General features: G+C 72.5%; 20 protein-coding genes. 12 read left to right on the plus strand and 8 right to left on the minus strand.

What is annotated here, in order from left to right; all coding sequences use genetic code 11:
- The first annotated feature begins 345 nt into the window (after positions 1–345).
- Complete coding sequence (locus ACFYNS_RS00385) at positions 346–1,356, plus strand: serine hydrolase (protein ID WP_388599761.1); 1,011 nt, start codon at positions 346–348, stop codon at positions 1,354–1,356.
- 354 nt (positions 1,357–1,710) lie between these two features.
- Here ACFYNS_RS00385 and ACFYNS_RS00390 read toward each other — a convergent pair whose 3' ends face one another.
- Entirely contained in the window at positions 1,711–3,987 is a 2,277-nt protein-coding gene (locus tag ACFYNS_RS00390) for an ABC transporter permease (protein WP_388599764.1), read from the minus strand.
- 80 nt (positions 3,988–4,067) lie between these two features.
- Positions 4,068–4,772: an ABC transporter ATP-binding protein gene (locus ACFYNS_RS00395; protein WP_360298222.1), complete on the minus strand. Its 705-nt coding sequence runs from the start codon at positions 4,770–4,772 to the stop codon at positions 4,068–4,070.
- 212 nt (positions 4,773–4,984) lie between these two features.
- Here ACFYNS_RS00395 and ACFYNS_RS00400 point away from each other — a divergent pair, with 212 nt between their 5' ends.
- Both ACFYNS_RS00400 and ACFYNS_RS00405 read left to right on the plus strand, forming a co-directional pair.
- On the plus strand, positions 4,985–6,289 hold the full coding sequence (locus ACFYNS_RS00400) for a sensor histidine kinase (protein WP_388599768.1): 1,305 nt from the start codon (positions 4,985–4,987) through the stop codon (positions 6,287–6,289).
- Positions 6,286–6,966 carry a response regulator transcription factor gene (locus tag ACFYNS_RS00405; RefSeq protein WP_360298216.1) on the plus strand — a complete coding sequence of 227 codons (681 nt, stop codon included), beginning with the start codon at positions 6,286–6,288 and terminating at the stop codon, positions 6,964–6,966. The genes ACFYNS_RS00400 and ACFYNS_RS00405 overlap by 4 nt, the downstream gene beginning before the upstream one ends.
- Positions 6,967–7,174: 208 nt before the next feature.
- Here the strand turns inward: ACFYNS_RS00405 and ACFYNS_RS00410 are convergent, their stop codons facing one another.
- The 3 genes from ACFYNS_RS00410 to ACFYNS_RS00420 are packed head-to-tail and all read right to left on the minus strand — an operon-like array spanning position 7,175 to position 10,951.
- On the minus strand, positions 7,175–9,607 hold the full coding sequence (locus ACFYNS_RS00410) for an ABC transporter permease (protein ID WP_388599772.1): 2,433 nt from the start codon (positions 9,605–9,607) through the stop codon (positions 7,175–7,177).
- Between the two features lie 13 nt (positions 9,608–9,620).
- Complete coding sequence (locus ACFYNS_RS00415) at positions 9,621–10,430, minus strand: ABC transporter ATP-binding protein (protein ID WP_388599775.1); 810 nt, start codon at positions 10,428–10,430, stop codon at positions 9,621–9,623.
- The gene (locus ACFYNS_RS00420) at positions 10,427–10,951 is read right to left on the minus strand and encodes a PadR family transcriptional regulator (RefSeq protein ID WP_360301390.1); all 525 of its coding nucleotides are present in this window, start codon (positions 10,949–10,951) and stop codon (positions 10,427–10,429) included. Before ACFYNS_RS00420 ends, ACFYNS_RS00415 begins: the two co-directional genes overlap by 4 nt.
- A gap of 173 nt (positions 10,952–11,124) precedes the next feature.
- Here ACFYNS_RS00420 and ACFYNS_RS00425 point away from each other — a divergent pair, with 173 nt between their 5' ends.
- The 6 genes from ACFYNS_RS00425 (at position 11,125) to ACFYNS_RS00450 (ending at position 18,652) form a co-directional block, all read left to right on the plus strand.
- Positions 11,125–12,420, plus strand: a complete 1,296-nt coding sequence (locus tag ACFYNS_RS00425; protein ID WP_360301387.1) for an ABC transporter substrate-binding protein — start codon at positions 11,125–11,127, stop codon at positions 12,418–12,420.
- Positions 12,421–12,616: 196 nt separating this feature from the next.
- Positions 12,617–14,287: an alpha-amylase family glycosyl hydrolase gene (locus ACFYNS_RS00430; protein WP_360301384.1), complete on the plus strand. Its 1,671-nt coding sequence runs from the start codon at positions 12,617–12,619 to the stop codon at positions 14,285–14,287.
- Positions 14,284–15,618 carry an ABC transporter substrate-binding protein gene (locus ACFYNS_RS00435; RefSeq protein WP_360301381.1) on the plus strand — a complete coding sequence of 445 codons (1,335 nt, stop codon included), beginning with the start codon at positions 14,284–14,286 and terminating at the stop codon, positions 15,616–15,618. The genes ACFYNS_RS00430 and ACFYNS_RS00435 overlap by 4 nt, the downstream gene beginning before the upstream one ends.
- A 7-nt stretch (positions 15,619–15,625) precedes the next feature.
- Positions 15,626–17,020, plus strand: a complete 1,395-nt coding sequence (locus ACFYNS_RS00440; RefSeq protein WP_360301378.1) for an ABC transporter permease subunit — start codon at positions 15,626–15,628, stop codon at positions 17,018–17,020.
- On the plus strand, positions 17,017–17,907 hold the full coding sequence (locus ACFYNS_RS00445) for a carbohydrate ABC transporter permease (RefSeq protein ID WP_360301376.1): 891 nt from the start codon (positions 17,017–17,019) through the stop codon (positions 17,905–17,907). Before ACFYNS_RS00440 ends, ACFYNS_RS00445 begins: the two co-directional genes overlap by 4 nt.
- 199 nt (positions 17,908–18,106) lie before the next feature.
- Positions 18,107–18,652: a GNAT family protein gene (locus ACFYNS_RS00450; protein ID WP_360302569.1), complete on the plus strand. Its 546-nt coding sequence runs from the start codon at positions 18,107–18,109 to the stop codon at positions 18,650–18,652.
- Between the two features lie 100 nt (positions 18,653–18,752).
- Here ACFYNS_RS00450 and ACFYNS_RS00455 read toward each other — a convergent pair whose 3' ends face one another.
- Complete coding sequence (locus ACFYNS_RS00455) at positions 18,753–19,856, minus strand: chitinase (RefSeq protein WP_388599780.1); 1,104 nt, start codon at positions 19,854–19,856, stop codon at positions 18,753–18,755.
- A 299-nt stretch (positions 19,857–20,155) separates the two neighbouring features.
- On the opposite strand from ACFYNS_RS00455, the gene ACFYNS_RS00460 reads away from it, so the two are divergent.
- Both ACFYNS_RS00460 and ACFYNS_RS00465 read left to right on the plus strand, forming a co-directional pair.
- The gene (locus ACFYNS_RS00460) at positions 20,156–21,187 is read left to right on the plus strand and encodes a hypothetical protein (RefSeq protein WP_388599783.1); all 1,032 of its coding nucleotides are present in this window, start codon (positions 20,156–20,158) and stop codon (positions 21,185–21,187) included.
- 105 nt (positions 21,188–21,292) lie between these two features.
- Positions 21,293–22,804, plus strand: a complete 1,512-nt coding sequence (locus tag ACFYNS_RS00465) for a DHA2 family efflux MFS transporter permease subunit (RefSeq protein WP_388599786.1) — start codon at positions 21,293–21,295, stop codon at positions 22,802–22,804.
- Positions 22,805–22,907: 103 nt separating this feature from the next.
- On the opposite strand, the gene ACFYNS_RS00470 is transcribed toward ACFYNS_RS00465, so the two are convergent.
- Entirely contained in the window at positions 22,908–23,777 is an 870-nt protein-coding gene (locus ACFYNS_RS00470) for a class I SAM-dependent methyltransferase (protein ID WP_388599789.1), read from the minus strand.
- Positions 23,778–23,897: 120 nt separating this feature from the next.
- Entirely contained in the window at positions 23,898–24,485 is a 588-nt protein-coding gene (locus ACFYNS_RS00475; RefSeq protein ID WP_360302554.1) for an XRE family transcriptional regulator, read from the minus strand.
- Positions 24,486–24,572: 87 nt separating this feature from the next.
- On the opposite strand from ACFYNS_RS00475, the gene ACFYNS_RS00480 reads away from it, so the two are divergent.
- A complete protein-coding gene (locus ACFYNS_RS00480; protein WP_388599792.1) occupies positions 24,573–25,580 on the plus strand; it encodes an NAD(P)/FAD-dependent oxidoreductase in 1,008 nt (335 codons plus the stop codon).
- The last annotated feature ends 70 nt before the right edge of the window (positions 25,581–25,650 follow it).

The following is a 25,650-nucleotide window of genomic DNA, read 5'->3' on the forward strand; positions in this document are numbered from 1 at the left end:
CACTGCGACGTGACACCGGCCGATGCGGCGGCCGTGAAGATTCTCTCTCCTGGCGCCCGGACCCGCCCCGGACCGCCGAACTCCCCGTAGCCTCTTCGGTCGGGCGGGGATGCGGGGTCGTCTCCCCGCATCCCTCCGGTGACAGTCCGTGCGCGGACATCGCACGACAGCACCTCAGCCGCTGAGGTAGCGCGCGGAAGCCCGTCCCGGCCCGGAGCCCCCGCACCCCGGACAGCGAGCCGTCGGCACGGACACACGTCCGGCGCTCCGGCCGAGGGGCCGGCCCCGTCCCACCGAGCACGCCAGGTCCCGACCCGGACCACGCACCGAAACGGGAAGAACGGCATGAGGAAGAGCGGAATATCGACTGCGCTGCGTCCTGCACGCCCGGCCCCGGCCTCCGTGGGCGCTGCGGGAGGCCGGACGCCGCGCGCCGCGTACGAGCCGGGCCGCACCGGCGAGCGGCGCCGCGCGGGTCGGACCCTCGGCCTGGTGGCGGCTGTCCTGCTCTGCGGAACGGCCGCCGGAGCACCTGCCGCGGCGGACAGCACGGGAGCATCCGTCGCAGCCGACAGCGCCGCGAAGACCACGGCCCGCGCGCGGGTGGGCAACTCCCACATGGTGTGCAGATCGCACGACGGTGCTCTGGCGCACAAGCTCTCCCGGGCAGTCGCCGCAGCTCTGCGCCCGCACCACAGCACGACGGCGGTCGCGCTGTACGACCGCTCGTCCGGCACCTCGTGCGCGTTCCGCGCGAGCACCGGGTACGACTCGGCGAGCGTCGTGAAGGCCACCTTGCTCGGTGCGCTGCTGCGGCATGCCGAGGAAGACCACCGCGGGCTCACACCGAAGGAGAAGAAGCGCGCCACTGCCATGATCACCACCTCGGACAACGACGCCACGAGCGCGCTGTGGAACCAGGTCGGGCGCGCCGGAGTACAGCATTTCCTGGACCTGGCCGGTATGCGGGACACCGAGCCGGGCCCCCGGGGCAGCTGGGGACTCACCCAGGTCACGGCCCGGGATGAGGTGAAGCTGCTCGAGTTGCTCACCTCGGGCAACCGGGTGCTGGGCGCCGGATCCCGTGCGTACGCGCTCGGCCTGATGGGCGAGGTCGTTCCCGGCCAGCGTTGGGGTACCCCCGCCGGTGCGCCGAAGGACGCCACGGTGCAGGTGAAGAACGGGTGGCTGCCGCGTGCCACCCATGGTTGGCGCATCAACAGTGTCGGCGCCTTCACCGACGGCGGCCACGACTACGGAATCGCCGTGCTGTCCCAGGACAACAGGACGATGGCCGATGGTGTCGACACCGTCGAGGCCGCGTCCCGCGCGATCCACCGGCAGCTGGCCCGCTGAGATCCCCCCGCCGCAGGCCCGGCAGTCGAGCCCGCCGGTGGATGTTCCGCATCTGTTCGCTGGGGGATCCCCTCACGACGGCCTCCGAGGAGCTCCGCGGTCATCAATTTCGTACCGAGGGGCTGAACGCCCGTACAAGAGTCCCGATGACCGTCAGCACTGCACCACCCTGTCGGGCAGGACTGGGGCATCCCAGGGGCTGGCCACGGGCCGGCAGCCACCCGACGGTGCGCCCGGCCCGAACGCCCCGGTCTCCGGGAGACCGGGGCGTTCGGGAGTTCCGGCGGGTGCGTGTCCGTACTCGACGGCGGGGGACTCGCTCATGACCGTGCCGGGCGGTTGTCCGCGGTGGGCCTACTCCGTGCGCAAGGCGGCAGCCGTCCGCATCCGGGCCGCCCACCGGGCCGGCAACAGCGCCCCGAGGATGGCGATGGCCAGCCCACCCAGACACAAGAGCACCAGCTCCGGCGCCTGATACACGGCGAGCACCGTATCCGGCAGACGCAGCCCCGCGCTGTCGCCCATCGCGGGCAGCACCCAGCCGTGCAGGGCCACGCCCAGGGGCACCCCGAGGGCGCCGCCGGCCAGGCCGGTCACGACGACCGAGGTGAGGACCATGCCGGTGGTCTGGCGCGGAGTCATGCCGAGCGCCTTGTGGATGCCCAGCTCGCGGACCCGCTCACGGGTGTCGAGGAGCACACCGCTCAGTACACCGAGCGCGGCGACCGCGACGAGCATCAGGGTCAGCAGCGCGGACAGGGAGTTGAGGGTGACGACCATCTCGCTTCGGCCCTCGGAGCCGCCCACGTCGGCGGTCAGACCCAACGGGCGCAGATCCTTGTTCAGAGCGTCCGTGTAACTGCTCGCGTCCGTACCGGACGTGACCGCGATGTGGTGGGCCGTGGGCGCGAGGCCCGGTTCGGCGGTCTTGAGCGTCGCGGCGTCCGTGAGCACCTGCATGCCGTCGTGGCGAGGGTCGAGGATCTCGCCCACGATCCGCACCGTGACGGGCGCCCGGCGGCCGTCGAGGGTGATGACGTCGCCCACCTGCCGTCCGGTCGCGGTGAGGAATCCGGTCGGTACGACGGCCTCCCCGGGCTTGTGGAGCCAGCGTCCGCCGACCATCGCGTACCCGGCCCACGAGGCATCACCGGTGAACGCGGTGACACGGGTCGAGCCGGACACACCGGCCACTGTCGCCGACGTGGTGGCCGTGCCGAAGTATGCCCGGGTGCCGGGCTGTTCCTCGATCACCTTGCTCGGATCGGCCTGCCGCGTCTCCGTACCCGGGAGAGGGGGGTGGAGGACGCCGATGGTGACATCCGCGGCGTCGTGGTCCCGGGCCGCCATCACCTCTCCGAGAGAGGAGCCCAGGCCCACCGTGAAGGTGACGGCGATGGCGCCGAACACGATCGCCGTGCCCATGGCCAGAGTGCGGGCGGGCCGGGCGAAGGGCCGCGTCAGGCCGAGCGCGACCGGACGGGGCACGGGCAGCCGTGCCGCCAGGCGTGCCGCCCGCCGGCCGCGGCCTGCTTGCCGGCCGCGGTCCGTGGCGAGCGCGTCGACGGTACGCAGTCGGCCCGCCCGCCAGGCGCCGGCGCAGGCGGTCGCGGTCACCAGACCGAGCACCCCGGCGATCACGGCCGCGTCCACCCACGGCTCCACCCCCAGTCCGCTGGTGCCGTAGGCGTCTTCGGCGTCGGACAGGATCGGGACGGCAAGCAGATGGCCCGTCACCACGCCGAGCGCCGTGCCCATGAGCGTCGGCAGCAGGGCCTGGCCCAGGTAGGCGCGTACGACCTGGGCGGGAGTGAAACCGATCGCCTTGAGGATGCCGATCCGGCGGATGCCGGAGCCGACCGTGGTCGCGACCACATTGCCCACGATGAGCACCGACATGACCAGACCGAGCACCCCGAACGCCACCAGGAAGGGGACGTAGAGCGCGGTGTCCCGTTCGGCGTGCTTCTTCACGGTGAGCCACGACTGGGACCCGGCGACCGCCTTGGCGGGCAGCTGTGCGGTCACCGCCTTGCGGCCGGCCGCGACCTGGCCGGCGGTGTCCGCCGCGGCGAAGCGGTACAGCATCTGGCGGCCGTTCGGCTGCCCGTGCGGGGTGAGGGTGGTGAGCTGGGCCGGGGTGACCCAGGCTTCGGCGGTGCCGGTCGCGGAGCGGGCCGTGCCGACCACCTCGAGGGCCGGACTGCCCGGCAGGTCGGGGAAGGTGACCTGCCGGCCGACGACCGAGGGGCTCCAGCCGCCGGTCGGCAGCACGATCTCGCCCCGGCCGGTGGCCCATCGGCCCGCGGTCAGGGCGAGGCGGTCGACGGTTCCGCCCGGCTCGGCTCGTCCGACCACGGTCATCGGCACCTCAGGGAAGCCGTCGGAGAAGCGCGGGGTGAGCGTAGCCGTACGGAAAGGACCCGCCACGGCGCTCACCCCGGCGGCGTCGCCAGTGGCGCGCAGCTCGGCGTCGCCGGTGCCCGGCGCGTACTGCACGGACAGATGCGCACCGTCCTGCCGCGCGAAGGCGGCGTCGAACGGCCCGCTGGAGGCGGCAAGCAGCGATCCGGCGAGCACGGAAGAGGCCACGGCCATCAGCGCGGCGAGCGCGATCACCACGGTCTGCACGCGCCGCCGCCCCACCCCGGAGCGGACGACACGGCTCAGGGCGCCCGCGCGACCACGCGCCGACCTTCGGCGTCCGGCGCTCAACGGACCGCCTCCGCACAGGAGTCGGCGGCTATCCTGCCGTCGGCGAGGTGGATCGTGCGGGTCGTGCACGCCTGGGCCAGGGCCACATCGTGGGTGACCAGGACAACGGTCTGGCCGTCGGCATGCAGAGCGCGCAGCAGCTCGCTGACGTCCTCGCCGGACGCCGAGTCCAGGGCCCCGGTCGGCTCGTCGGCCAGCAGCAGCGGCGGCCGGTTCATCAACGCCCGTGCCACCGCGACGCGCTGCTGCTCACCACCCGAGAGCCGGCCGGGATGGGCGCGGGCATGCCGGTCGATGCCCAGACTCTCCAGGAGCTCCGCCGCCCGCCGGTACGCCGGGCCGCGCGCCATGCCGGCCAACTGGGCGGGCAGCACCACATTGTCGGTGACGGTCAGATCGTCGAGCAGATGGAAGAACTGGAACACCATCCCGATCTTTGCCCGCCGGAAGCGGGCCGCCGCCGCTTCACCGAGCCCGTCGACCCGTACGCCGTCCACGGCGACCGTCCCCGCGTCCGGCCGGTCCAGGCCCGCGATCAGATTGAGCAGTGTGGACTTGCCGCTGCCCGACGGCCCGAGAATCGCGACGGCCTCACCGGCCCGCACGGTCAGGGAGGCGCCTCGCAGGGCGGGCAGTCCCTCGGAAGCCGCGTCGTAGCGGCGGCTCACGTCGCGCAGTTCGACCACTGGCGTGGTGGGCATGGGGTTCTCCTCGAGTCGGTACGTTCCGCCCGGCTGGGCCCGACCGACGCTAGGAGCGAGGAGAGCCGCGCCGCGTCGGCAGCCGGACCCATGTCGGCGGAACGCGAGGACGACATCCCGGCGGGGGTCCTCCTTGGGGAGTAGTCGTGCGGCGTACGCGAGTGATCTGCGGGAACGATGCGAGCGCAGGGCTGCTCGGCGAAAATGGCCCGATGAACACAGCGCGCGTGGCAGCCAGGCTGAGCGACGGCATCGCCCTGCTACGGCGACCGACAGGTCCGCCGCCCTGCCCCGCCCGGCGCAACCTGGTCTTCGACGCGCTGCTCGCCCTGGCCATCGGCGTCGTCGTACTCCACTGGGCCGTGCACAACGGCGCGGAACAGCTGCGCAACTCGCCCGAGGGCATCGCCACACTCGTGCTCGGCTCGGAGATCGGCATCGAGATCACCGTGGTGGCGCTGACAGTTCTCGCCTGGGCACCCTTGGTCCTCCGCCGTCGATACCCCCTGGCGGTGCTGTGGATCGTGACGGCCGCGGCAGTGATGACGCCGGCCGGCGCGCAGCGGATCACCTTCTACGCGATCGTCATCGCCGCCTACACGGCCGCCGTCTACAGCCCCTACCGGGCAGCTGCCCTGCTCAGCCTGCCGGTGACCGTGTTCACCATCGGCACGGACGAGCACACCCGCATCATGGGCGCGATGACCTCGCCGCCCATCGTCCCCACCCAGTACGTCCCGCTGCTCATCCTCATCCCGCTGATCTTCGCCGCCAACGGCATGCGCACCTGGAAGCTGCGTACCGCCGAAAGTCAGGACCGGGTGTCGGTTCTGGAACGCGAACGCGCCGAGGAGCTGCGCCGCGCCACCGAGCAGGAGCGAGCCCGCATCGCTCGCGAGCTGCACGACGTCGTCACGCACAACGTGAGCATGATGACCATCCAGGCGGGCGCCGCCCGCAAGGTCATGGACCTCGCCCCGGACGAGGCCCGCGAGGCCCTCCGCGCCGTCGAGGCGGCCGGCCGCTCGGCACTGACCGAATTGCGCCACACCATGGGCCTGCTCACCATGAACGACCCACAGGATCCCGACCAGCCGACCGCCCCCGACCTCACCCCACAGCCGGGCCTGGACCAGCTGGATTCCCTCGTCGACCGCATGCGCCACACCGGAGTGCCCGTCATCCTCACCACGTCCGGCACCCCGCGCGACATACCCTCCGGCATCGGGCTGACCGCCTATCGCGTCGTCCAGGAAGCCCTGACCAACACCGTCAAGCACGCCCATGGAGCGCAGGCGAAGGTGAGCGTCGACTACGCCGACGACCACCTGAAGGTCGAGATCGCCGACACCGGCGGCGCCCCCTCCGCCACTGCGGCCACCGGCAACGGCCGCGGCCTGCTCGGCCTGCGCGAGCGCCTGTCCGTCTACGACGGCGCCCTGCACACCGGGCGCCGCCTGACCGGCGGCTACCGCGTCAGGGCTCACATCCCCCTGCCTCCCGTGGAGACCGTGTGAGTGCGCCTCTGCGTGTGGTGGTCGCCGACGACCAGGCGCTCGTACGCACCGGTTTCCGGTTGATCCTCATGGCCGACGGCATCGACGTGGTCGCCGAGGCCGCAGACGGCGAGGAAGCGGTCGAGGCGGTGGCCCGCACCCGGCCCGACGTCGTCCTGATGGACATCCGCATGCCCGAGCTGGACGGCCTGGAGGCCGCCCGCCACATCCTCACCGGCGCCCCCGACGAGCCCCGCGTGATCATGCTGACCACCTTCGACCTCGACGACCTGGTCTACGCCGCGCTCGCCGCCGGAGCCAGCGGCTTCCTGCTCAAGGACGTCACCCCTGAGCACCTGGTCGCCGCCGTCCGCTTGGTCCGCACCGGCGACGCCCTGCTCGCACCGGCCATCACCCGCCGTCTCGTCGAGCGCTACGCCCACACCGCCGCCGCGCCCGCCCCCGACAGCCCCCCGCACCGGGACCTGGAAGCGCTCACCCCACGCGAACTGGAAGTCCTGCGCATGCTGGCCCAGGGCCTGAGCAACGCCGAACTCGCCGAGCGTCTCTTCCTGTCCGAGACGACCGTGAAGACCCATGTCGGCCGCATCCTCGCCAAGCTCCAGCTCCGTGACCGCGTCCAGGCCGTGGTCACGGCCTACGAAACCGGACTGGTCAGCCCCAAGACGGCCGGGTAGGCGCCTTGCCGAGGATCCGGCCTGCCCCGATGCGGGGCACGCGGACCTTCTCGGACACCGTTTCGCACTGCGGCGAGTCGCCAACGCTGCCCCGCCGTCACCACGATCGACTCGGGCTTGCGGCCCTGTCCTCGTCCGCGCATCCTGGACCGGCCAACGCTGGGACACCCGGCCGGCTCGCCGACCAGCCGGAGCGGGTCCCGGGCGGTCAGAGGGAGTCGCCGAGGGTGTCCGCGAGGCGCTGCCGTACCGCGCGCGAGGCCGGGAGCAGGGAGACGGCGACCGCGCCCGTCACCACCGCCGCCACCAGGAGGAGGAGCACCGCGAGCGGGGGGTGTTGGGCGATTCCGGCGCCGATGCCGCTGGAGCGGCCCTGCAGGTCGATCAGCCATCCCGATACGAGGACGCCCGCCGCCGTGCCGACCAGGGCCGCGGCCAGGGCGGTGAAGCTGGTCCCGGCCACGATCACGGCGATGATCTGGCGTGGCGTCAGCCCGATGGCTCTGAGGGCGAGCAGGTCCCGGCGCCGGTCGCGTACTCCAGCGGCGATCGTCGTCGACAGTTCGGCCAGGCCGATCAGTGCCAGCACGGTCACCAGCCCGCCCAGCACTCCGTGCACGGGCAGCAGTTCGTGCACCGGGTTGGGGATCTCCCGCACGTCCACCCGGCCCTCGGCCGCCGAGGAGAGTTCGGCGGCGACGGCGGCGGGGTCGGCGTCCTGGTCCAGGACGAGGTGGTAGAAGCCGGGGTGCGGAGCGGCGCCGCCCGCGCGCAGCGTGTCGAGGGTGGTCGAGATGACCCGGCCGTCCTCCTGCGGTTCGATGCTGCGCCCGACGAGGTGCAGCACCTGCGGACGGCCGCCGACCGTCACCCGCACCCAGTCGCCGACCCGCACGTCCAGCAGGTCGAGCAGGCCCTGTCCGGCGACCGCCTCGTGGGACCTGTGCGGGGCACGCCCGTCGGCGATGGTGAGCGGGTAGGGGTCCCGGTCCATGCCGAGGCCCCGTAGCGTGATCGTGCTGGTCTGGCCGGGCACCAGTGCCTTGGCCTCGGCCCCCGGGTAGGCCGCGGTGACCTCCGGCCGCTCGGCGACCATCCGCGCCGCGGCGTCGTCGTCGAGGTTGTCGCCGCGCACGGTGAGCGCGGCGGGGATGCCCACCTTCTCCGGGTTGTGCTCCAGCCGGTCCAGGGTGGTCCAGGCGCCCAGCACGATGGTGATCAACAGCAGGGGGACGGCCAGCCGCGCGACCGCGGCGCAGGACCGCGCACGGGAGTGGAAGGCGCCCCGCCAGCCGAGGACGAGCGCGGGCGGCAGCCGCAGGCCGAGGGCGCGCCGTACGGTGCCGGGCATCCGGCGGACGGCGGGGGTGGCGGGCCGGGCGACCGGTACCGGCGAGACCCGGCCGACCCGCCAGGCGGCGAGTGCGGTCGTACCGGTGATCAGGAGCAGCGCGCCGAGCGGGATCGCGAGCGGCACCCAGGCGTGTGCGGGAAGCGCCTGCCACAGGCGCATGGCTTCGCCGAGCCGTCCGGGCATCCGCGGCCCGAGGACTTCGGTGAGCAGGGCGCCGCAGGCGACGCCGAGCAGACCGAGCGCTGCGTGTTCGAGGAAGAAGGTGCGGATGAGCTGGCCGGGGGTGAAGCCGATGGCCTTGAGGATCGCGATGTCCCGCAGGTGGCCCCGGATGCTGGTGCTGATGGCTCCGGCGACGGCGAGCGAGGCGGCGAGCAGCGCGCTGAGGCCGAAGAGGCCGAGGAGGAGCCCCAGGAGCCGGCCGCCGCCCTCGGCTTCCTCCCGCGCCTGCTGCCAGGTGGAGACGGTGACGATCCGGTCGTCGCCGAGTTGGGTGACCGCCCGCTGGACGGCGAAGTCGGTGTCCTCCGGGTCGTCGAGCCGCAGTCCGATGGTCTGCCCGAGCTGGTCGTCCTCCTGCTCGATGTGCGGCAGGGTGTTCGGCAGCACCCAGCCGATGCCGGGGGCGCGGCCCGGGCTGTACCGCTCCTCGGCGGATTCCGCGACGCCGGTGACGCGCAGGGCGTGGGCGGCACCCCGGGAGTCGTAGACGCGCAGCACGTCACCGGGTTCGGCCCACAGGGCCCGGGCGAGCGAGTTCTCCAGCACGATGCCCCCGGCCGGGTGCGCGGGGGCGCGCTCGGCGGGAGCCGCACGTAGCGCGGGTGTGCTGCGGGGCGCCGCCCGCGGGGACCGGGCCCCGGCGTGCGGTGTGGCGGTACCGGTCCGGGTCTTGGGACCGGTACCGGTCGCGTCGCTCTCCTTGAGCCAGCGGCCCTGGGTGATCAGGGGGCGGGCCACCTTCGGCGGTGCGGGGCCGGCGCCACGGAGCTGGATCCTCGCCCTGGTGCCGCCGAGTTCCGCGGTGGCGGACGCGGTGCGGAAGGCCCGGGAGGCGGACTCCACGCCTTCGAGTCCGGCCAGTGCGCCCGCGTCGGCCTCGGTCGTGGTCTGGATCCAGATGTGCGCGCCGTTGGACTCGGTGAACACCCGCTGCCAGGGGCTGGCCCCGTACGCGAGGAACGCGCCCGACAGCAGCAGCGACATGGTGACCCCGGCCGTGGCGAGGAGGAGGAACAGCGCCTCGCCGCGGCGCGCCCGCAGATCGGCGCGCACCCAGCGCGCCATGGCCCGCACCGGATCAGCCCTTCAACTTGAGCGTGCCGGACACGCCACCCGCCGGCCGGCCGGCCGGGGATCCGCCGCCCAGCGCCGCGTCGTCGACGATCCGGCCGTCGAAGAGGCTGATCACCCGGTCCGCTGCGCTGGCCACCCGGGCGTCGTGGGTGACCAGCACGATGGTCTGGCCGCGCTGGTGGTAGCGGGACAGCAGCCGCAGCACCTCCCGGGTGCCTTTGCTGTCCAGGCTGCCGGCGGGTTCGTCGGCCAGCAGCAGGCTGGAGCGGTTGACCAGCGCGCGGGCGAGTGCGACACGCTGCTGCTCCCCGCCGGAGAGCTCGCCGGGGGTGCTGTTCTCCCTGCCTTCCAGGCCGAGGTCGTCGAGCAGTTCGGCGCGCTTGGCCCGGGCCTGGCGCGGGGTGCTCCCGGCCAGCAGCGCGGGCAGTTCGACGTTGTCGGCCACGGTCAGGTGGGAGATGAGGTTGAAGAACTGGAAGACGATGCCGATGCGGCGTCTGCGCAGCACGGCCCAGCGCGCCTCGCTGTAGGTGTCGACCCGCTCGCCCTCCAGCCAGATGCGTCCGCGGTCGGGCCGGTGCAGTCCGCCCAGCAGGTGGAGCAGGGTGGACTTGCCGGCCCCGGACGGGCCGGTGATCGCGACGAACTCGCCGCGTTCGATCCGCAGGTCCACGCCCCGTACGGCTTTGACGGGGGCGCCGGCCTCGGTTCGGTGCATCTTGACCAGGTCCTCGGCCAGCACGACCGGGGTGGCGGCCTCGGCCGGTATGCCTTCGCCGTCGGCGGCCCGCGCCCCCCGAACCTCGCGGCTCATTCGTGCTCCTCCAGCTGTTCCAGCTCCTCCTGGCAGCGCTCGAGCCAGTCGAGATCCGCCTGAAGGTGCAGCATCGCCCCTTCGATGAGCAGCTGTGCGACCCGGTTGTCCCGGTCCTCGGCCGCGGCGAGTCTGGAGAGATCACGCATGGCGTTGAGGTAGTGGCGGCGCTGCTTGTTGATGAGGGTGACCTGGTCGGCCATCCCCGTGCCGGGGGCGGCGGCGAGCTTCATGAAGAACTCGTCCCGTACCCGGGGTTCCTCGGTCGGCTCGTCGAGCCACGCGGCCACCGCTTCCCGTCCCGCGTCCGTGAGCTGGTAGGTGCGCTTGTTCGGCCGGCTCGACTGTGCGATGTCCTCGCCTTCGATGAGTCCGGCCTTTTCAAGTCTGCCGAGGGTGACGTAGACCTGCCCGATGTTGGGCTGAGGGTACGCGGCGCCCAGGAGCTTCTCAAGAGCCTGCTTGAGTTCGTATCCGTGGGCCGGGCCCCTGGCGAGCAGCGCCAGCAGGGTCAGACGCACGCTCGCCCTCCTCCCTGCTCGCCGTTACCTTCTCGTCAGCCGTCCGCTCCCTGATTGTGAGCCGGATCGCCCCCGTATCCGTCCGTGACGTCTAGTATCGCGCATGCCTAACAGGTATACAGAGGCGGACGCCGACGAGGGCAGGTCGGCGCCGGTGCGCCAGGGAGGAACCTATGCGGTGGAGGCGAGCCGCGGGTAGGGGGCTCCTGGCCGCGGTGCTGGTCCTCGCGGGGTACACGGGGGCGGGCGGCCGGGCCGGTGATCCGGCGGTCGGCGCCTCCGGTGCGGGCTCCGCGGCGGGCCGCGGGCCGCTGACGCTGGTGACGGGCGGGGACCTGACCGGCTATCTGCGCGGGGTCCTGGACGACTGGAACCGCGAGCATCCGGCCGAGAAGGTGACCCTGGTCGAGTTGCCGGAGGGCGCGGACGAGGTCCGCGCGCAGATGGCGACGAGCCTGCGCTCGGGCAGCGACCGGTTCGACGTGCTCAACATCGATGTCGCCTGGACTTCCGAGTTCGCCGCCGCGGGCTGGATCGCCCCGCTCGACTCCGGCCGCTTCCCGCTCAAGCGGTTCCTGCCGCCCGTGGTGGACACCGCCACCTTCGGCGGGCGGCTGCACGCGCTGCCCTATGTGACCAACGCGGGCCTGCTCTACTACCGCAAGGACATCCTGGACCGGGAGGGCGAGGCGCCCCCGCGCACCTGGGCGGAGCTGGAGCGGCTCGCGAAGACGGTCGCACCGAAGTACGGACTGGACGGCTACGCGGGGCAGTTCCTCCCCTACGAGGGGCTCACGGTCAACGCGGTCGAGGCCGTGCGGTCGGCGGGCGGCTCCTTCCTCGCGGACGAGGGGCAGCGGGTCACGGTGGGCTCTCCCGCCGCCCGGGTCGGTATCGGCTTCCTGGCCCGGGGCGTGCGGGAGGGGTGGATTCCCAAGGAGGCGCTCGCCTACAAGGAGGAGGAGTCCCGTCGCGCCTTCCAGGAGGGGAAGCTGCTCTTCCTGCGCAACTGGCCGTATGTGCACAAGACGGCCGGCGCCGCCGACTCGAAGGTCGCGGGGAAGTTCGGGGTGGTGCCGCTGCCCGGGCCCGACGGGCCGGCGGCCGGGGTGCTGGGCGGCTCGAACCTCGCCGTCAACGCGCACTCGCGGCACAAGGAGTCGGCCGCGGCGCTGCTGAGCTATCTGACCAGTGAAAAGGTCCAGCGGCGGGTGCTCACCGAGGGGGCGCTGCCGCCGGTGTGGGCCGACCTCTACACCGATCCGGCACTGGTGCGCCGGTATCCGTATCTGCCGACGCTCCGCAAGAGCGTGCTCGCGGCCCAGCCGCGGCCCAAGAGCCCCCGGTACGAGCAGGTGAATCTGGCGGTGCAGGCCGTCGTGCACGACGCGATGGCGCAGCGGGTGTCGCCGAAGCAGGCGGTGGCCCGGCTGGAGCGGGAGCTCGAGGCGATCGTCCGCCGCGGCTGAACATCCGCACCGCAGTTCCCTCCCTCCTCTCCTGGCTACTTACGCGTTCAGTAGCAACAGACCCAGGAATCGTTGGGCATACCTGGGCAATCCCCGCATGTTACCGCGGAGTTTCCCGTCAACTCATTGACACCTGTTCGACATGGCTACATAACATGCATGCATAACGTGCGATCAACGAGAACAGGCGCCACGCATGCACATAGCCACGGCCACCACGTCCCAGCGCTGGTGGCGCGATGCGGTGATCTACCAGGTCTACGTCCGCAGCTTCCTCGACAGCACCGGGGACGGCGTCGGAGACCTGGCCGGGGTCCGGGCCGGACTCCCGTACCTCAAGAAGCTGGGCGTGGACGGGGTCTGGCTCAGCCCCTTCTATCCCTCGCCGCACCACGACCACGGCTACGACGTCGCCGACTACCGCGACGTGGACCCGCTCTTCGGCGACCTGCAGGAGTTCGACCTCCTGGTGGCGGACGCCCACCGGCTCGGGGTGCGCATCGTCCTCGACATCGTCCCCAACCACTGCTCCAGCCGGCACCCCTGGTTCCGCGCCGCGCTCGCGGACCGCCCCGGCGGAGACGACCGCGCCCGCTTCCACTTCGCCGACGGGCGCGGACCGGACGGCGCGCTGCCGCCCAACAACTGGCGCGCCATGTTCGGCGGCCCCGCCTGGTCCCGGGTGACCGAACCGGACGGCCGCCCCGGCCAGTGGTACCTGCACCTGTTCACGCCCGACCAGCCCGACCTCAACTGGCGCGATCCGCGGGTCGGCAGCGAGTTCACCGACGTGCTGCGCTTCTGGCTGGACCGCGGCGTCGACGGCTTCCGCATCGATGTCGCCGCGGGCCTCTTCAAACACCCCGCGCTCCCCGACTCCCCCGACCCCGAGGCCGACGAGCGCGCCCGCGACTCGGTCAACCCCCTGGCCTGGAACCAGCCCGAGGTGCACCAGGTGTGGCGCGACTGGCGGGCGGTGTGCGACGAGTACGCCGCACGCGACGGGGCCGACCGGCTGCTGGTCGGCGAGGTGTCGGTGCCGACCGCCCGCGAGCACGCCGAATACGTCCGCGCGGACGAACTGCACCAGGCGTTCTTCTTCGACCTGCTCAGCGCCGAGTGGGACGTGGACGCCTTCCGGAAGGCCATCTCCGAGGCGCTCACCGACATCGCGGGCACCGGCTCCACCGTCACCTGGGTGCTCAACAACCACGACCAGGTCAGGACGGTCACCCGGTACGCCGGGGAGAGCACCACCGTCGGTCCCGCCCGCGCCCGGGCCGCCGCGCTGCTGATGCTGGCGCTGCCCGGCGCCGCGTACATCTACCAGGGCGAGGAGCTGGGCCTGCCCGAGGTGGTCGACCTGCCCGACGAGGTGCTCACCGACCCCATCTATCTCAGGACCGGCAGCCGCCGGCACATCCGGGACGGCTGCCGGGTGCCGCTGCCGTGGTCCGGACACGCCTCACCGTTCGGCTTCACCACCACCGACAGCACCGCCCGGCCGTGGCTGCCGCAGCCCGAGTGGTTCGCCGAGCACGCCACCGAACGGGCGCTCGCCGACACCCGCTCCTTCTGGCACCTCTACCGCGACGGGCTGCAGCTGCGCCGCAGTCTGCCGCAGCTCGGCGAGGGGAGCCTGCGCTGGCTGGAGACCGAACCCCAGGTCCTGGCCTTCGTGCGCGGCGACGGCCTGGTCTGCGCGGTCAACTTCGGCCTCGCCCCGGTACCGGCGCCCGTCACCGGAACTCCGCTGCTCGCCAGCGGGGACTGCCCCCCGGGAATTCTTCCCGGCTCCACCACCGCCTGGTGGATCAGCGATCTGCCCGACCACTCCGCCCACTCCCCGAAGGGAAACACACCATGAGCAGCACCCGCACCAGACGACGGACAGCGACGGCCACCGCCGCGGCGCTCGGCCTCGCCCTCACCGCGACCGCCTGCGGCGGCAGCGACGGCGGCTCCGGCTCGGGCTCGCAGGAACTGAAGGGCCAGACGGTCACGGTCGCCGGGGTGTGGACCGGCACCGAGCAGAAGAACTTCAAGAAGGTGCTGGACGCCTTCTCCGAGAAGACCGGCGCCACCACCAAGTTCATCTCCACCGGCGACAACGTCTCCACCGTCGTCGGCAGCAAGATCGAGGGCGGGAACGCACCCGACGTGGTGATGGTGCCGCAGCCCGGCGTGCTCAAGCAGTTCGCCGGCAAGGGCTGGCTGCAGCCGCTGTCCGCCAAGGTCCGGGACACGGCCGAGAGCAACTTCGCACCGGTGTGGCAGGACTACGGCACCATCGGCGACAAGTACTACGGCCTCTACTTCAAGGCTTCCAACAAGTCGACGGTCTGGTACAGCCCCGACGCCCTCTCGCAGGCCGGAGTCCAGCCCCCGAAGAGCTGGGACGCGATGCTCAAGGCCGGGCGGACGGTCTCCGACTCCGGGCTGCCCGCGTTCTCCGTCGCCGGCGAGGACGGCTGGACCCTCACCGACTGGTTCGAGAACATCTACCTCTCCCAGGCCGGGCCCGAGAACTACGACAAGCTCGCGGCGCACAAGATCTCCTGGACCGACCCGAGCGTGGTCAAGGCCCTGACCACCCTCTCCGAACTGTTCAAGGACAAGAAGCTGGTCGCCGGCGGCGGCAAGGGCGCGCTGCGCACCACTTTCCCCGAGTCCGTCGAGCAGGTCTTCGGCGACGACCCCAAGGCCGGGATGGTCTACGAGGGCGACTTCGTGGGCGCCACCATCTCCGGGGACCTGAAGAAGAAGGTCGGCGAGGACGCGAAGTTCTTCCCCTTCCCCGCGGTGGCGGACGGGAAGCCGCCGGTGGTCGGCGGCGGTGACGCGGCCACGGTCCTCAAGTCCGGCAAGCACCGCAAGGCCGGGATGAAGCTCGTCGAGTTCCTCGCGACGCCCGAGGCCGCCGAGATCTGGGCCGGGGCCGGGGGCTTCCTCTCCCCCAACAAGAGCGTGAAGCCGGAGGCGTACCAGGACGACGTCACCCGCAAGACCGCCGACTCGCTGATCAAGGCCGGGAACGCGGTCCGGTTCGACATGTCCGACCAGGCCCCGGCCGCCTTCGGCGGCACCGCCGGCACCGGCGAGTGGAAGCTGCTGCAGGACTTCCTGCGCGACCCGTCCGACCCCAAGGGCACGGCCCGCAAGCTCGAGGCCGCCGCGGCCAAGGCGTACAAGGACTGAGGCCCGGATGCCAGCCACTCCCGTGCAGGCCCCCGACCGCCCGGCACCGCAGCCGGGCGGGCCGGGGCCGGCCGCCGGCGAACCCAAGGACAGCCCGCGCCGCCGGGCCGCGCGCCGCCGGCGTCTGATCGCCCTGCTCTTCCTGCTCCCCGCGCTGCTGCTGCTCGGGGCCCTCGTCGCGTACCCGATCCTCTTCACGGCCGGACGCAGCCTCTTCGACGCCTCGGGCACGCGCTTCGTCGGCGTGGAGAACTACACGGAGATGTTCCGTGACCCGGCCACGCTGAAGGCGATACGCAACACCACCATCTGGGTCGTCATCGCGCCGCTGGTGTTGACCGGGCTCGGTCTGATCCTCGCCGTGCTGACGGAGAAGATCCGCTGGGCCACCGCGTTCAAGCTGGTGCTGTTCATGCCGATGGCGATCTCCTTCCTCGCCGCGGGCATCATCTTCCGTGTCGTCTACGAGCAGGACCCCGACCGGGGTGTGCTCAACGCGGTCGCCGTCGGTGTGCACGACGCCTTCGACGAGAGCGCCGGCTACCCGAACGCGCGTCCCAAGGACGCCACCGTATTGGCCAAGGGCAAGGGCGGCGCGTACACGACGAAGGACAAGGCGTCGCCGGGCAACACGGTCAACCTCGGCCTGGTCGGCGTCCCGCCCAAGGACCTGCCCGAGGACGCCGAGCCCGCGCGTGCCGCGTCGAAGGCCACCGCCGGCGGTTCCGAGCTGCGCGGCGTGGTCTGGGTGGACTTCACCCTCGGCGGCGGTGGCAAGCCGGGACAGGTGGACCCGAAGGAGAAGGGCCTGCCGCAGCTGGCGCTGGAGGCGGTCGACGCGGACGGGAAGGTCGTGGCCGAGACGACCACCGCGGCCGACGGCTCCTACCGCTTCGAGGACCTTTCGGCCGGCGACTACGCCGTCCGGCTGCCCGCGAAGAACTTCGCCGAGCCCTACGGGGGCGTGGAGTGGCTCGGTCCCACTCTCATCACCCCGGCGATCATCGGCGCCTACCTGTGGATCTGGACGGGCTTCGCGCTGGTGCTGATCGGTGCGGGGCTCTCCGCCCTGCCGCGGGACGTGATCGAGGCCGCCAGGATCGACGGCGCGGGCGAGTGGCAGATCTTCCGCAGGATCACCGTGCCGCTGCTGGCCCCCGTGCTCGGGGTGGTCTTCGTGACGCAGGTGATCAATGTGATGAAGGTCTTCGACCTCGTCTACATCATCGCCCCCGGTCCGGTGCAGCAGGACGCCAACGTCCTGGCGCTGCAGATGTGGCTGGTCTCCTTCGGCGGCGGCAACAACCAGGGCCTGGGAAGTGCGCTCGGCGTCCTGCTGCTGCTGCTGGTGGTACCTGCCATGATCCTCAACATCCGACGCTTCCGCAGGAGCAATTCATGACCGCCCTCCCCACCTCGGCTCCCACCAGGCCCGGGCGAGCGCGGCCGGTCACCTGGCTGCTGCGGCAACTGAGCCGCGGCCTGGTCCAGTTCCTCCTCGTGGTCGTCGGACTGCTGTGGCTCACCCCGGCCTTCGGGCTCTTCGTCGGCTCCCTGCGGCCGGACGAGGACAACGCGGCCGGCGGCTGGTGGAACGCTCTCACCGACCCCGGCAGCCTGTCCTTCGAGGGCTACAGCGCGTTGCTGGAGAACTCGGGCATCGTCGACTCCTTCTGGAACACCGTCATGATCTCGGTGCCCGCCACGGTCACCGTCGTGGTGGTCGCGGCGCTGGCCGGATACGCCTTCGCCTGGCTGGAGTTCCCCGGCCGGGACGCGATCTTCCTGGTCGTGGTGGGCATGCTCGTGGTGCCCGTCCAGGTCGGCCTGCTGCCGGTGGCCAAGATGTTCGGCGCGGTGGGGCTCTTCGGCACGATCCCGGGCGTGGTCCTCTTCCACGTCGCCTACGGGCTGCCGTTCGCCGTCTTCCTGCTGCGGAACTACTTCGCCGAGATCCCCCGCGAGATGCTGGAGGCCGCCCGGATGGACGGCGGCAGCGAGTGGCGGATCTTCATCCGCCTGGTGCTTCCGCTGGGGCGCCCGGCGATCGCGTCCCTGGCGATCTTCCAGTTCCTGTGGGTGTGGAACGACATGCTGGTGTCGCTGATCTTCGCCGACAGCCAGTCGCAGCCGCTGACGGTGGCCCTGCAGTCGGAGATGCGGCAGTTCGGCAGCAACATCGGCGTGCTGGCGCCCGGCGCCTTCCTGTCCCTCGTCGTGCCGGTGGCGGTCTTCTTCGCCTTCCAGCGGCACTTCGTCCAGGGGGTCATGGCGGGCTCGGTGAAGTGACCCGCAGCTGAGCTGCACCGCGTCGGCCGGCCGGAGGGTCCGGCCGGCCGACCGGTTGCCGCCCCCGCGCAGCCCGGCCAGTGCCCGCCACTGGTCGGGCCGGCCGTCTTCGCAGAGCCGCGGAGCGCCCCGCATGCCGCCCGCAGGGCCCGGAACTATTCGTTTGCCCGTGCGCTGTCCGCTCGGATAGGAAGCTCGTGTGCTGAGAGGACGAACGATCGGGCTCAGGGCCCGGCACGAGGAAGACATCCCGGTGCTGCGGGCCGAGCTCTACGACGACGTGGTCAACGCCGCGCGGGCGGAGGGCGGGCCCTGGCGGCCGCTCACACCCGGCACCAAGGACCCGCGGCTCGTGGTGGACGACACCGCGCAGGGGTGGGTCCAGTTCTCCGTGGTCGAGCTGGAGGGCGGCACCCTCATCGGCACCGCGACGCTGTGGGACATCGACAGCCACCACCGCTCCGCGCACATCGGCCTGGGGCTGCTGCCGTCCGCGCGCGGCAAGGGCTACGGCACCGACGTGGTCGCGGCGCTGTGCCACTACGGCTTCGTCGTGCGCAGCCTGCGGCGACTGCAGGTCGAGACGCTGTCGGACAACACCGCGATGCTGCGCTCGGCCGAGCGCAACGGCTTCGTCCGCGAGGGCGTGCTGCGCTCGTCGGCCTGGGTGCTGGGGGAGTTCCTGGACGAGGTGGTGCTCGGGCTCCTCGTCGAGGACTGGAAGGCGGAACCGGAGAGCCGGTAGGGGCAACCGGATCCCTGCCGACTGGTCGGGGCGGCCGCCGGACCGGGGCCGCCCTCCGACGGCCCGGGTCCGCCGAAGCCGCCGGAGCCCCGGTCACCCGTCAACGGCCCTGGAGCGCCTTGACGTTGTCGCCGAAGGTCCAGTTCTTCGAACCGTCCCAGTTCAGGGACCAGGTCATCAGCCCCTTGAGCCGGCCGTCGTAGTGGTTCCACGCCTGGGCGACCTGGGAGGGCGACATGTGGCCGCCGCCCGCGCCCGGCTGCGCTGGGAGGCCGGGGACCTGCTTGTCGTGGGGCACGCGGATCGTGGTGCCCTGGATCACCAGACCCTTGTCGAGGCAGTCGGTCTGCGCTGTGAAGCCCTGGACGGTACCCGCGGAGTAGGAGTCGCCGCTGCAGCCGTACATGCTGCCGTTGTAGTACTGCATGTTCAGCCACCACAGCCGGCCGTTGTCGGCGTACTTCTTGACGATCGGGAGGTAGGCGCCCCAGATCGAGCCGTAGACCACGCTGCCGCCGGTGACATACGCCGTCTCGGGCGCCATCGTCAGGCCGAACTGCGCCGGCATCCGGGCCAGGACGCCGTCGATGATGTGGACGAGGTTGGCCTGCGAGGTCGAGAGCCGGTTGATGTCGCCGCTGCCGGTGAGACCGGTTTCGATGTCGATGTCGATGCCGTCGAAGTTGTACTCCTTCAGGATCGGCACGATGGTCTCGACGAACCGGTCGGCGACGGCGCGCGAGCTGAGGTCGATGCCCGCCGTGGCGCCGCCGACGGACATCAGCAGCGTCTGGCCCTGCTCCTTGGCCCGGCACATCTCGGCCGGGGTGGCGACCTTGACGGTGGAGTCCATGCCGTCCTCCCACAGCACGGTGCCGTCCGAACGGATGACGGGGAAGGCCGCGTTGAGGACGTTGTAGCCGTGGGAGCGGATCCGGGGGTCGGTGACGGGAGTCCAGCCGAAGGGCGGATGGACGCCGTTGGCGGCGCCGTCCCAGTTCTCCCAGTAGCCCTGGAGGACCTTTCCGGACGGCTTGCCCTGCACCGGGCAGGTCTCGGCGGCCCGGCCGTCCGGTGTCGCGGGGTGCGGGCGTTCGGCCGCGTGCGGGGCCGCGGCGGTGAGGAGCTGGACGACACAGGCGAGCACCACGCCGATACCGAGCAGGTACCGGGGGCGTCGTCTTCGGGCGGGTGCTGGGTGCATGGCGTGTTCCCTCCGCCTGGTGTGGGGTTCCCCAAAGAGTTCTGCGGTCCAGACCATTCGTCAATAGGTCTGGGCCGCAACCCTCGGAGTGCGGACCGATTCCCCCTCCCGCCCGGAGAACCGTTCGCCGCTCACCTGCATCGAACACACCAGGCGCTGATCCCGGCCCTCGGGCAGCGGATGCGGACAGAGCAGGCGAAGTGACGGTGGACGTGAGGAACGGGACAGCGGACGAAGGACAGACGGCGAGCCGTGGCCAGAGGCGAGGGGACGGCGCGGGACACGCTCCGCGACGCGGCGTGCTGCGGACGGCGTCCGCCGTCCTGCGCCGCGACGGACGCCGGCTGTTCGGCCTGGCGGCGCGGGCGGCCGGAGGAGCCGCGCTGGGCGGTCTGCTGGTGACGGCCCTCGGCTTCCTGATCGCCTGGCCCGCGTTCACCGAGATGCGCCGGGGGGCGATCGCAGCCCACCGCATGGAGGACTCCTACGCTCCGTCCGGACTCCTGGTCCAGGATCTGTGGCTGATCGCCCTGGCCGGACTGCCGCTCCTGGTGCTGCTGCTGCACCTGGGCTGCGCGGCCCTGCAGACCGCCGCCTCTCGGGCGGTGGCCGACCGGGAGGACAACCACCGCCCGGAAGGCGCCTGCGGACGCACCGGCTCCCCCGCCACGGACGTCTTCGCGCACCCGGCCGGCGGGCGGGAGCGCGGACGGTTCGGCGCGGTGCTGGGGTCGTATCTGCTGCGCGCCGCGGGCGTGTGGGCACCGCTGGTGACCGGAATCCTGGTGTCCGAGTACTTCACCACCACCCTGTTCAGGGAGTACACGGCGCTCGTCCCCAAGTGGGAATACCCCACCCGGTTCGCGCTGCTGCATGACGGCGCACCCCTGCTGGGCCTGACGATCACGCTGGTACTCCGGCTCGGCTGGGCCCTGGCTCCGGCGGCCGCGGCCGCGGAGCACCTGGGCCCGCTGGGCTCGCTGCGCCGGTCCTGGTCGCTGGTGTGGGGCGGGGCCACCGCCTGGCTGCGCACCCTGGCCGCCGCACTGCCCCTGGGAGCGCTCACCGTCGGCGCGTACTTCCTGCTGCACGCCGCCGCCCGGCCGCTGCGCTCGGGGGCTTCCTCCCTCTTCCTGGCATGGGGTACGGACAACACCTACACCGCCTACTGCGTCGGGATCCTCGCCCCCATCGCCGCCGCACTGCTGCTGACCGGGGCGCTGACCCTGCCGCCGGCCCTTGTCGTCCTGGCCGCGCTCCGCCACCGGCTCGCCCGGGCACGGGAGCGGCGGGCGCCGGGCACCGCGACCCCCGGCGCCGACCGGGCGTGAGACCGGGGCCCGGTACGTCGGCAGTGGACCCGCCGAAGGCCGTGCGCCGTCGCCCGGCCCCTTCTGCGGATGCGGAACGCACCGCCGAATGGTTGTCTGAGGCTTATGTCCGATGCGCGGGTGCAGGCGAGTGGAGACCGGGCACCCGACCCGGTGGATCCGCACCGGTGGTGGGCCCTGATCGTCATCGGGATCGCCCAGCTCATGGTCGTGCTCGACGCGACGATCGTGAACGTCGCGCTGCCCTCCGCGCAGCGCGAGCTGCACATGTCGGACAACAACCGCCAGTGGGTCATCACGGCCTACACGCTGGCCTTCGGCGGGCTGCTCCTGCTCGGCGGGCGGGTGGCCGACCTGGTGGGGCGCAAGCGCACCTTCGTCATCGGGCTGATCGGCTTCGCCGTCGCGTCCGGACTCGGCGGCGCCGCGGGCAGCTCCGGAATGCTCTTCGGCGCCCGCGCGCTGCAGGGCGTCTTCGCCGCGCTGCTGGCCCCCTCCGCGCTCTCGCTGCTGTCGACGACGTTCACCGACCCCGGGGAGCGGAGCCGGGCGTTCGGCGTGTACGGCGCCATCGCCGGCGCCGGGGCCGCCATCGGGCTGCTGATGGGGGGAGTGCTCACCGAGTATCTGGACTGGCGCTGGTGCCTGTACGTGAACATCCTGTTCGCCGGGGCCGCGGTGCTGGGCGCGCTGACGCTGCTGCACGACCGCCCCGGGCACGCGGAGGCCCGGCTCGACCTTCCCGGTGCGGTGCTGGGCTGCGGGGGCCTGCTCGCACTCGTCTACGGAGTCAGCGAGGCCGAACCCCGCGGCTGGGGCAGCGCGATGGTGCTGGGGCTGCTGTGCGGCAGCGCGCTGCTGCTGGCCGCCTTCGTACTGTGGCAGGGCCGGGCGCGCACTCCGCTGCTGCCGCTGCACATCGTCAAGGACCGCAACCGTGCGGGCAGCTTCCTCACCATGGGCATGGCCACCCTGGGGATGTTCGGGGTGTTCCTGTTCCTGACCTACTACATGCAGGGCATCCTCGGCTACTCGCCGCTGCGCACCGGGCTGGCCTACCTGCCGATCAGCGGCGCGATCATCCTCGGCTCCACCCAGATCTCGGCCCGGCTGCTGCCGCTGGTCCCGCCGCGGCTGCTGATGGCGCCGGGCATGCTGCTGGCGGCGGCCGGCATGGCGGTGCTGACCCAACTGGACACCGACTCCTCGTACGTGAGCCATCTGCTCCCCGCCGAACTGCTCCTGGGCCTGGGTCTGGGCTGCACGTTCATGCCGGTCATCTCCACGGCGACGCAAGGTGTGGCCGCCTACGACTCCGGGGTCACCTCGGCCACCGTGAACACCGCGCAGCAGGTGGGCGGGTCCATCGGCACCGCGCTGCTCAACACCGTGGCGACCAGCGTCACCAACCACTACGTCCGTGACCATCTGCACGATCCGCGGATGCGCCGGACGGTGGTCCGGGAGGGCGTGGTGCACGGCTTCACCACCGCGACCTGGGTGGCGGTGGGCGTGATGCTGCTCGGCGCGGTGCTCGCCGCGGTGCTCGTGAACATGAGGCCCATCAGGTCCGAGCCCGCCGCGCCCTCGGCACCCGGCCCGGCCGCGGGGAGCTGAGCGCTCGCACGGCCGGGACGGGCGGCACCCCGGCGTACTCGGCGGCAGACGGAGGAACGGTGGGAGACCGCCGGGGTCGGACGGCGCGGCCCGGCGTGTCGGTTCAGTCGCCGCGCCGCGCTGCCCAGACGGTGCGTACGGTGCGCACCGCGAGGTCGCGGCGGCGCGTGATGCTGTGCGGGCCACCGGTGTCCAGCAGCCGGTCGAGTGCGGCGAGGTCCTCGGCGGGGAGCGCGCCGGCGAGGCTGCCGCGCATGCGTCGCAGGCTGCTCAGCGCATAGGCGGCAACGGCCTCGTCGCGGGAGCCGACGACGTTCACCTCGAGGGTGCGCTGCCCGTCGAGGGCGAATCCGGCGGCGGTCAGCTTCGGCCCCCAGTCGGCGCCGCGGTGTGGCATGTGCGCGGCGTGGTACCGGTCGTTCGCCGCGTGGCAGCGCTCTTCGAGGCCGGGCCGGTCCTCGGGCGCGTCGGGCGGCAGGAAGCGGGGGAAGCCCGCCGGCTCGACCACGGCGAACAGCCCGCCGGGCGGCAGGGCGTCGTGGATCCGGCGCAGTGCGCGCTCGGGGTGTGCCATGTGGTGCATCGAGGCGGAGGCCCACACCAGGTCCGGGGTGCCCAGATCGGGCCAGTCGGCATCGTCCAGGTCGGCGCGCACCGGGTGCACGCGCTCCGGCACGCCCTGGGCGCGGGCCTTCTCCCGGAGGCGTCGCAGGTGCTCGGAGGAGGAGTCGACGGCCGTGACGTGGGCGTCGGGGAAGCGGTCGAGGAGGGCGAAGGTGCCGGCTCCCGTGCCGCAGCCGAGGTCCGCGATCCGGCGCGGGGGCGCTTCGACGGGCAGCCATGCGGTGATGGTCGCGAGGTGTTCGGCGAGGACCTCCGCGTCCAGGTCGAGGAGCTCGGCCTGGTCGTGGTCCTGGGGCTGGTGGGGGTCGGGGGCGCCCCGACGGGGCGGGGAGGAGTGGATGTGCGGCATGGCGCCACGCTAAGGCGGCCTTGCGAGTGCGGCACGCCCCCTTTCCGAATGCGCAAGACGACGGCCCCGTGGGCTGCCGGACGCGCAAGGCCCCCTGCGAGGCGGCGGCGCCCGCCAGTGCTATGCGTCGCGCTCGCCCCTGTCCCGCTGGTGGCCCCGGCGGGCGTCCCGGTCGAAGATTCCGAGGATCTCGCAGGGGCCGCCGTCGGCACCGATGGCGTGCGGCAGCATCGTGGGGAACTCCGCGGCCTGGTTGGTCTCGACCCGCAGGCGGCGGTTTCCCAGCAGCAGGACCGCGGTGCCGGAGAGGACGACCAGCCATTCACGGCCGGGGTGCGCGCGCATCCGTGCGGGGTTGTCGGGCGGCGGGTCGGTCATGCGCTGGCGCACGACGGTCACGCCCGGGTCACTCTTGAGCGGCCACTGCAGCATCCCGTGCGCGCTGTCGACAATCGGGCTGGTGACGACGTCGTCCGAGGCGGTCTCCACCAGCTGGTCCAAAGTGGTGTCCAGGGCGCGGGCGAGGGTGACGAGGGTGTCCAGCGCCAGCCGGCGACGGCCGTTCTCGATGCGGCTGAGCGTGGACTGGCTCAGCCGGGCTCGGGTGGCCAGTTCTTCCAGGGACCAGCCCTGCGCCACCCGCATCGCCCTGATGCGTTTGCGTACCAGGCTGTCCAGCTCGCCATCAATTTGCGTCATAGGCAACATCGTATGCCAAGAGTGCAACAGCTGAGTAGCGTCGTGTACAGCGGGCCCGGAGCGGCCGGGCCCCGTATCGGAAGGAGGGCACGCGCGATGCCTGGAACGACTGCCGGGACCGGCCCGCTCTCGAGGGAGACCGTCGACACGGTGGTGATCGGCGGCGGCGCCGCGGGCCTCAACGGCGCCCTGATGCTCGCCCGCTCCCGCCGCTCGGTCGTCGTGGTGGACAGCGGCACGCCCCGCAACACGCCGGCCGAGGGGGTGCACGGCCTGCTGGGCCTGGACGGCGTACCGCCCGCCGAGCTCTACGCGCGGGGCCGGGAGGAGGTGCGCCGCTACGGTGGCGTGCTCGTTCCCGGCGAGGTGCTCTCCGCCGAACCGGCCGAACCGGCCGGTTCGGGCGACCCGCGCTTCACCGTCACCCTGGCCGACGGCCGCACGCTGACGGCGCGCCGGCTGCTGGTGGCCACCGGGCTGCGGGACGTGCTGCCCGACGTCCCCGGGCTCGCGGAGCACTGGGGACGGAGCGTGGTGCACTGCCCGTACTGCCACGGCTGGGAGGTGCGCGACGAACCGGTCGGGGTCCTCGCCGCCGGTCCGGCCTCCCTCCACCACGCGCTGCTCTTCCGCCAGTTGACCGAGGATCTGGTCTACTTCACCCGTGGCACCGGGCTGGACGCGGACACCCGCGCGCGGTTCGACGCACGCGGCATCCGTGTCGTCGACACCCCGGTCGAGCAGGTCGTGCAGGACAGCGACGGCGGCATCGCCGGGGTGCGGCTGACGGACGGCCAGGTGGAGGCCCGCCGGGTGCTCGCGGTCGCGACCTCGATGCGGGCCCGCGCCGAGGGCCTGGCCGGTCTGGGCCTGCCGATGGAGGACCTGCCCGAGGAGATGGGCCGCCGGTTCACCACGGACGCGGCCGGAGCCACCGGAGTGCCGGGGGTGTGGGTGGCGGGCAACGCCGCCGATCCGACCGCCCAGGTGGGTGCCTCCGCCGCAGCGGGCGCGCTGGCAGGCGCCCGGATCAACGCCGACCTGGCGACCGCCGACACGGACGCCGCCCTCGCCGCGGCCGGAACCGGCACCGCCGCGGCCTGACGGCGCGTGCGGCGGCGCCGACGGCCGGTCACGGCCCCACTCCCCCACGGGCCGGCGGGCGCGCCGCGCC

The sequence above is a fragment of the Streptomyces sp. NPDC006925 genome (assembly GCF_042869575.1).
Classification (GTDB): domain Bacteria; phylum Actinomycetota; class Actinomycetes; order Streptomycetales; family Streptomycetaceae; genus Streptomyces.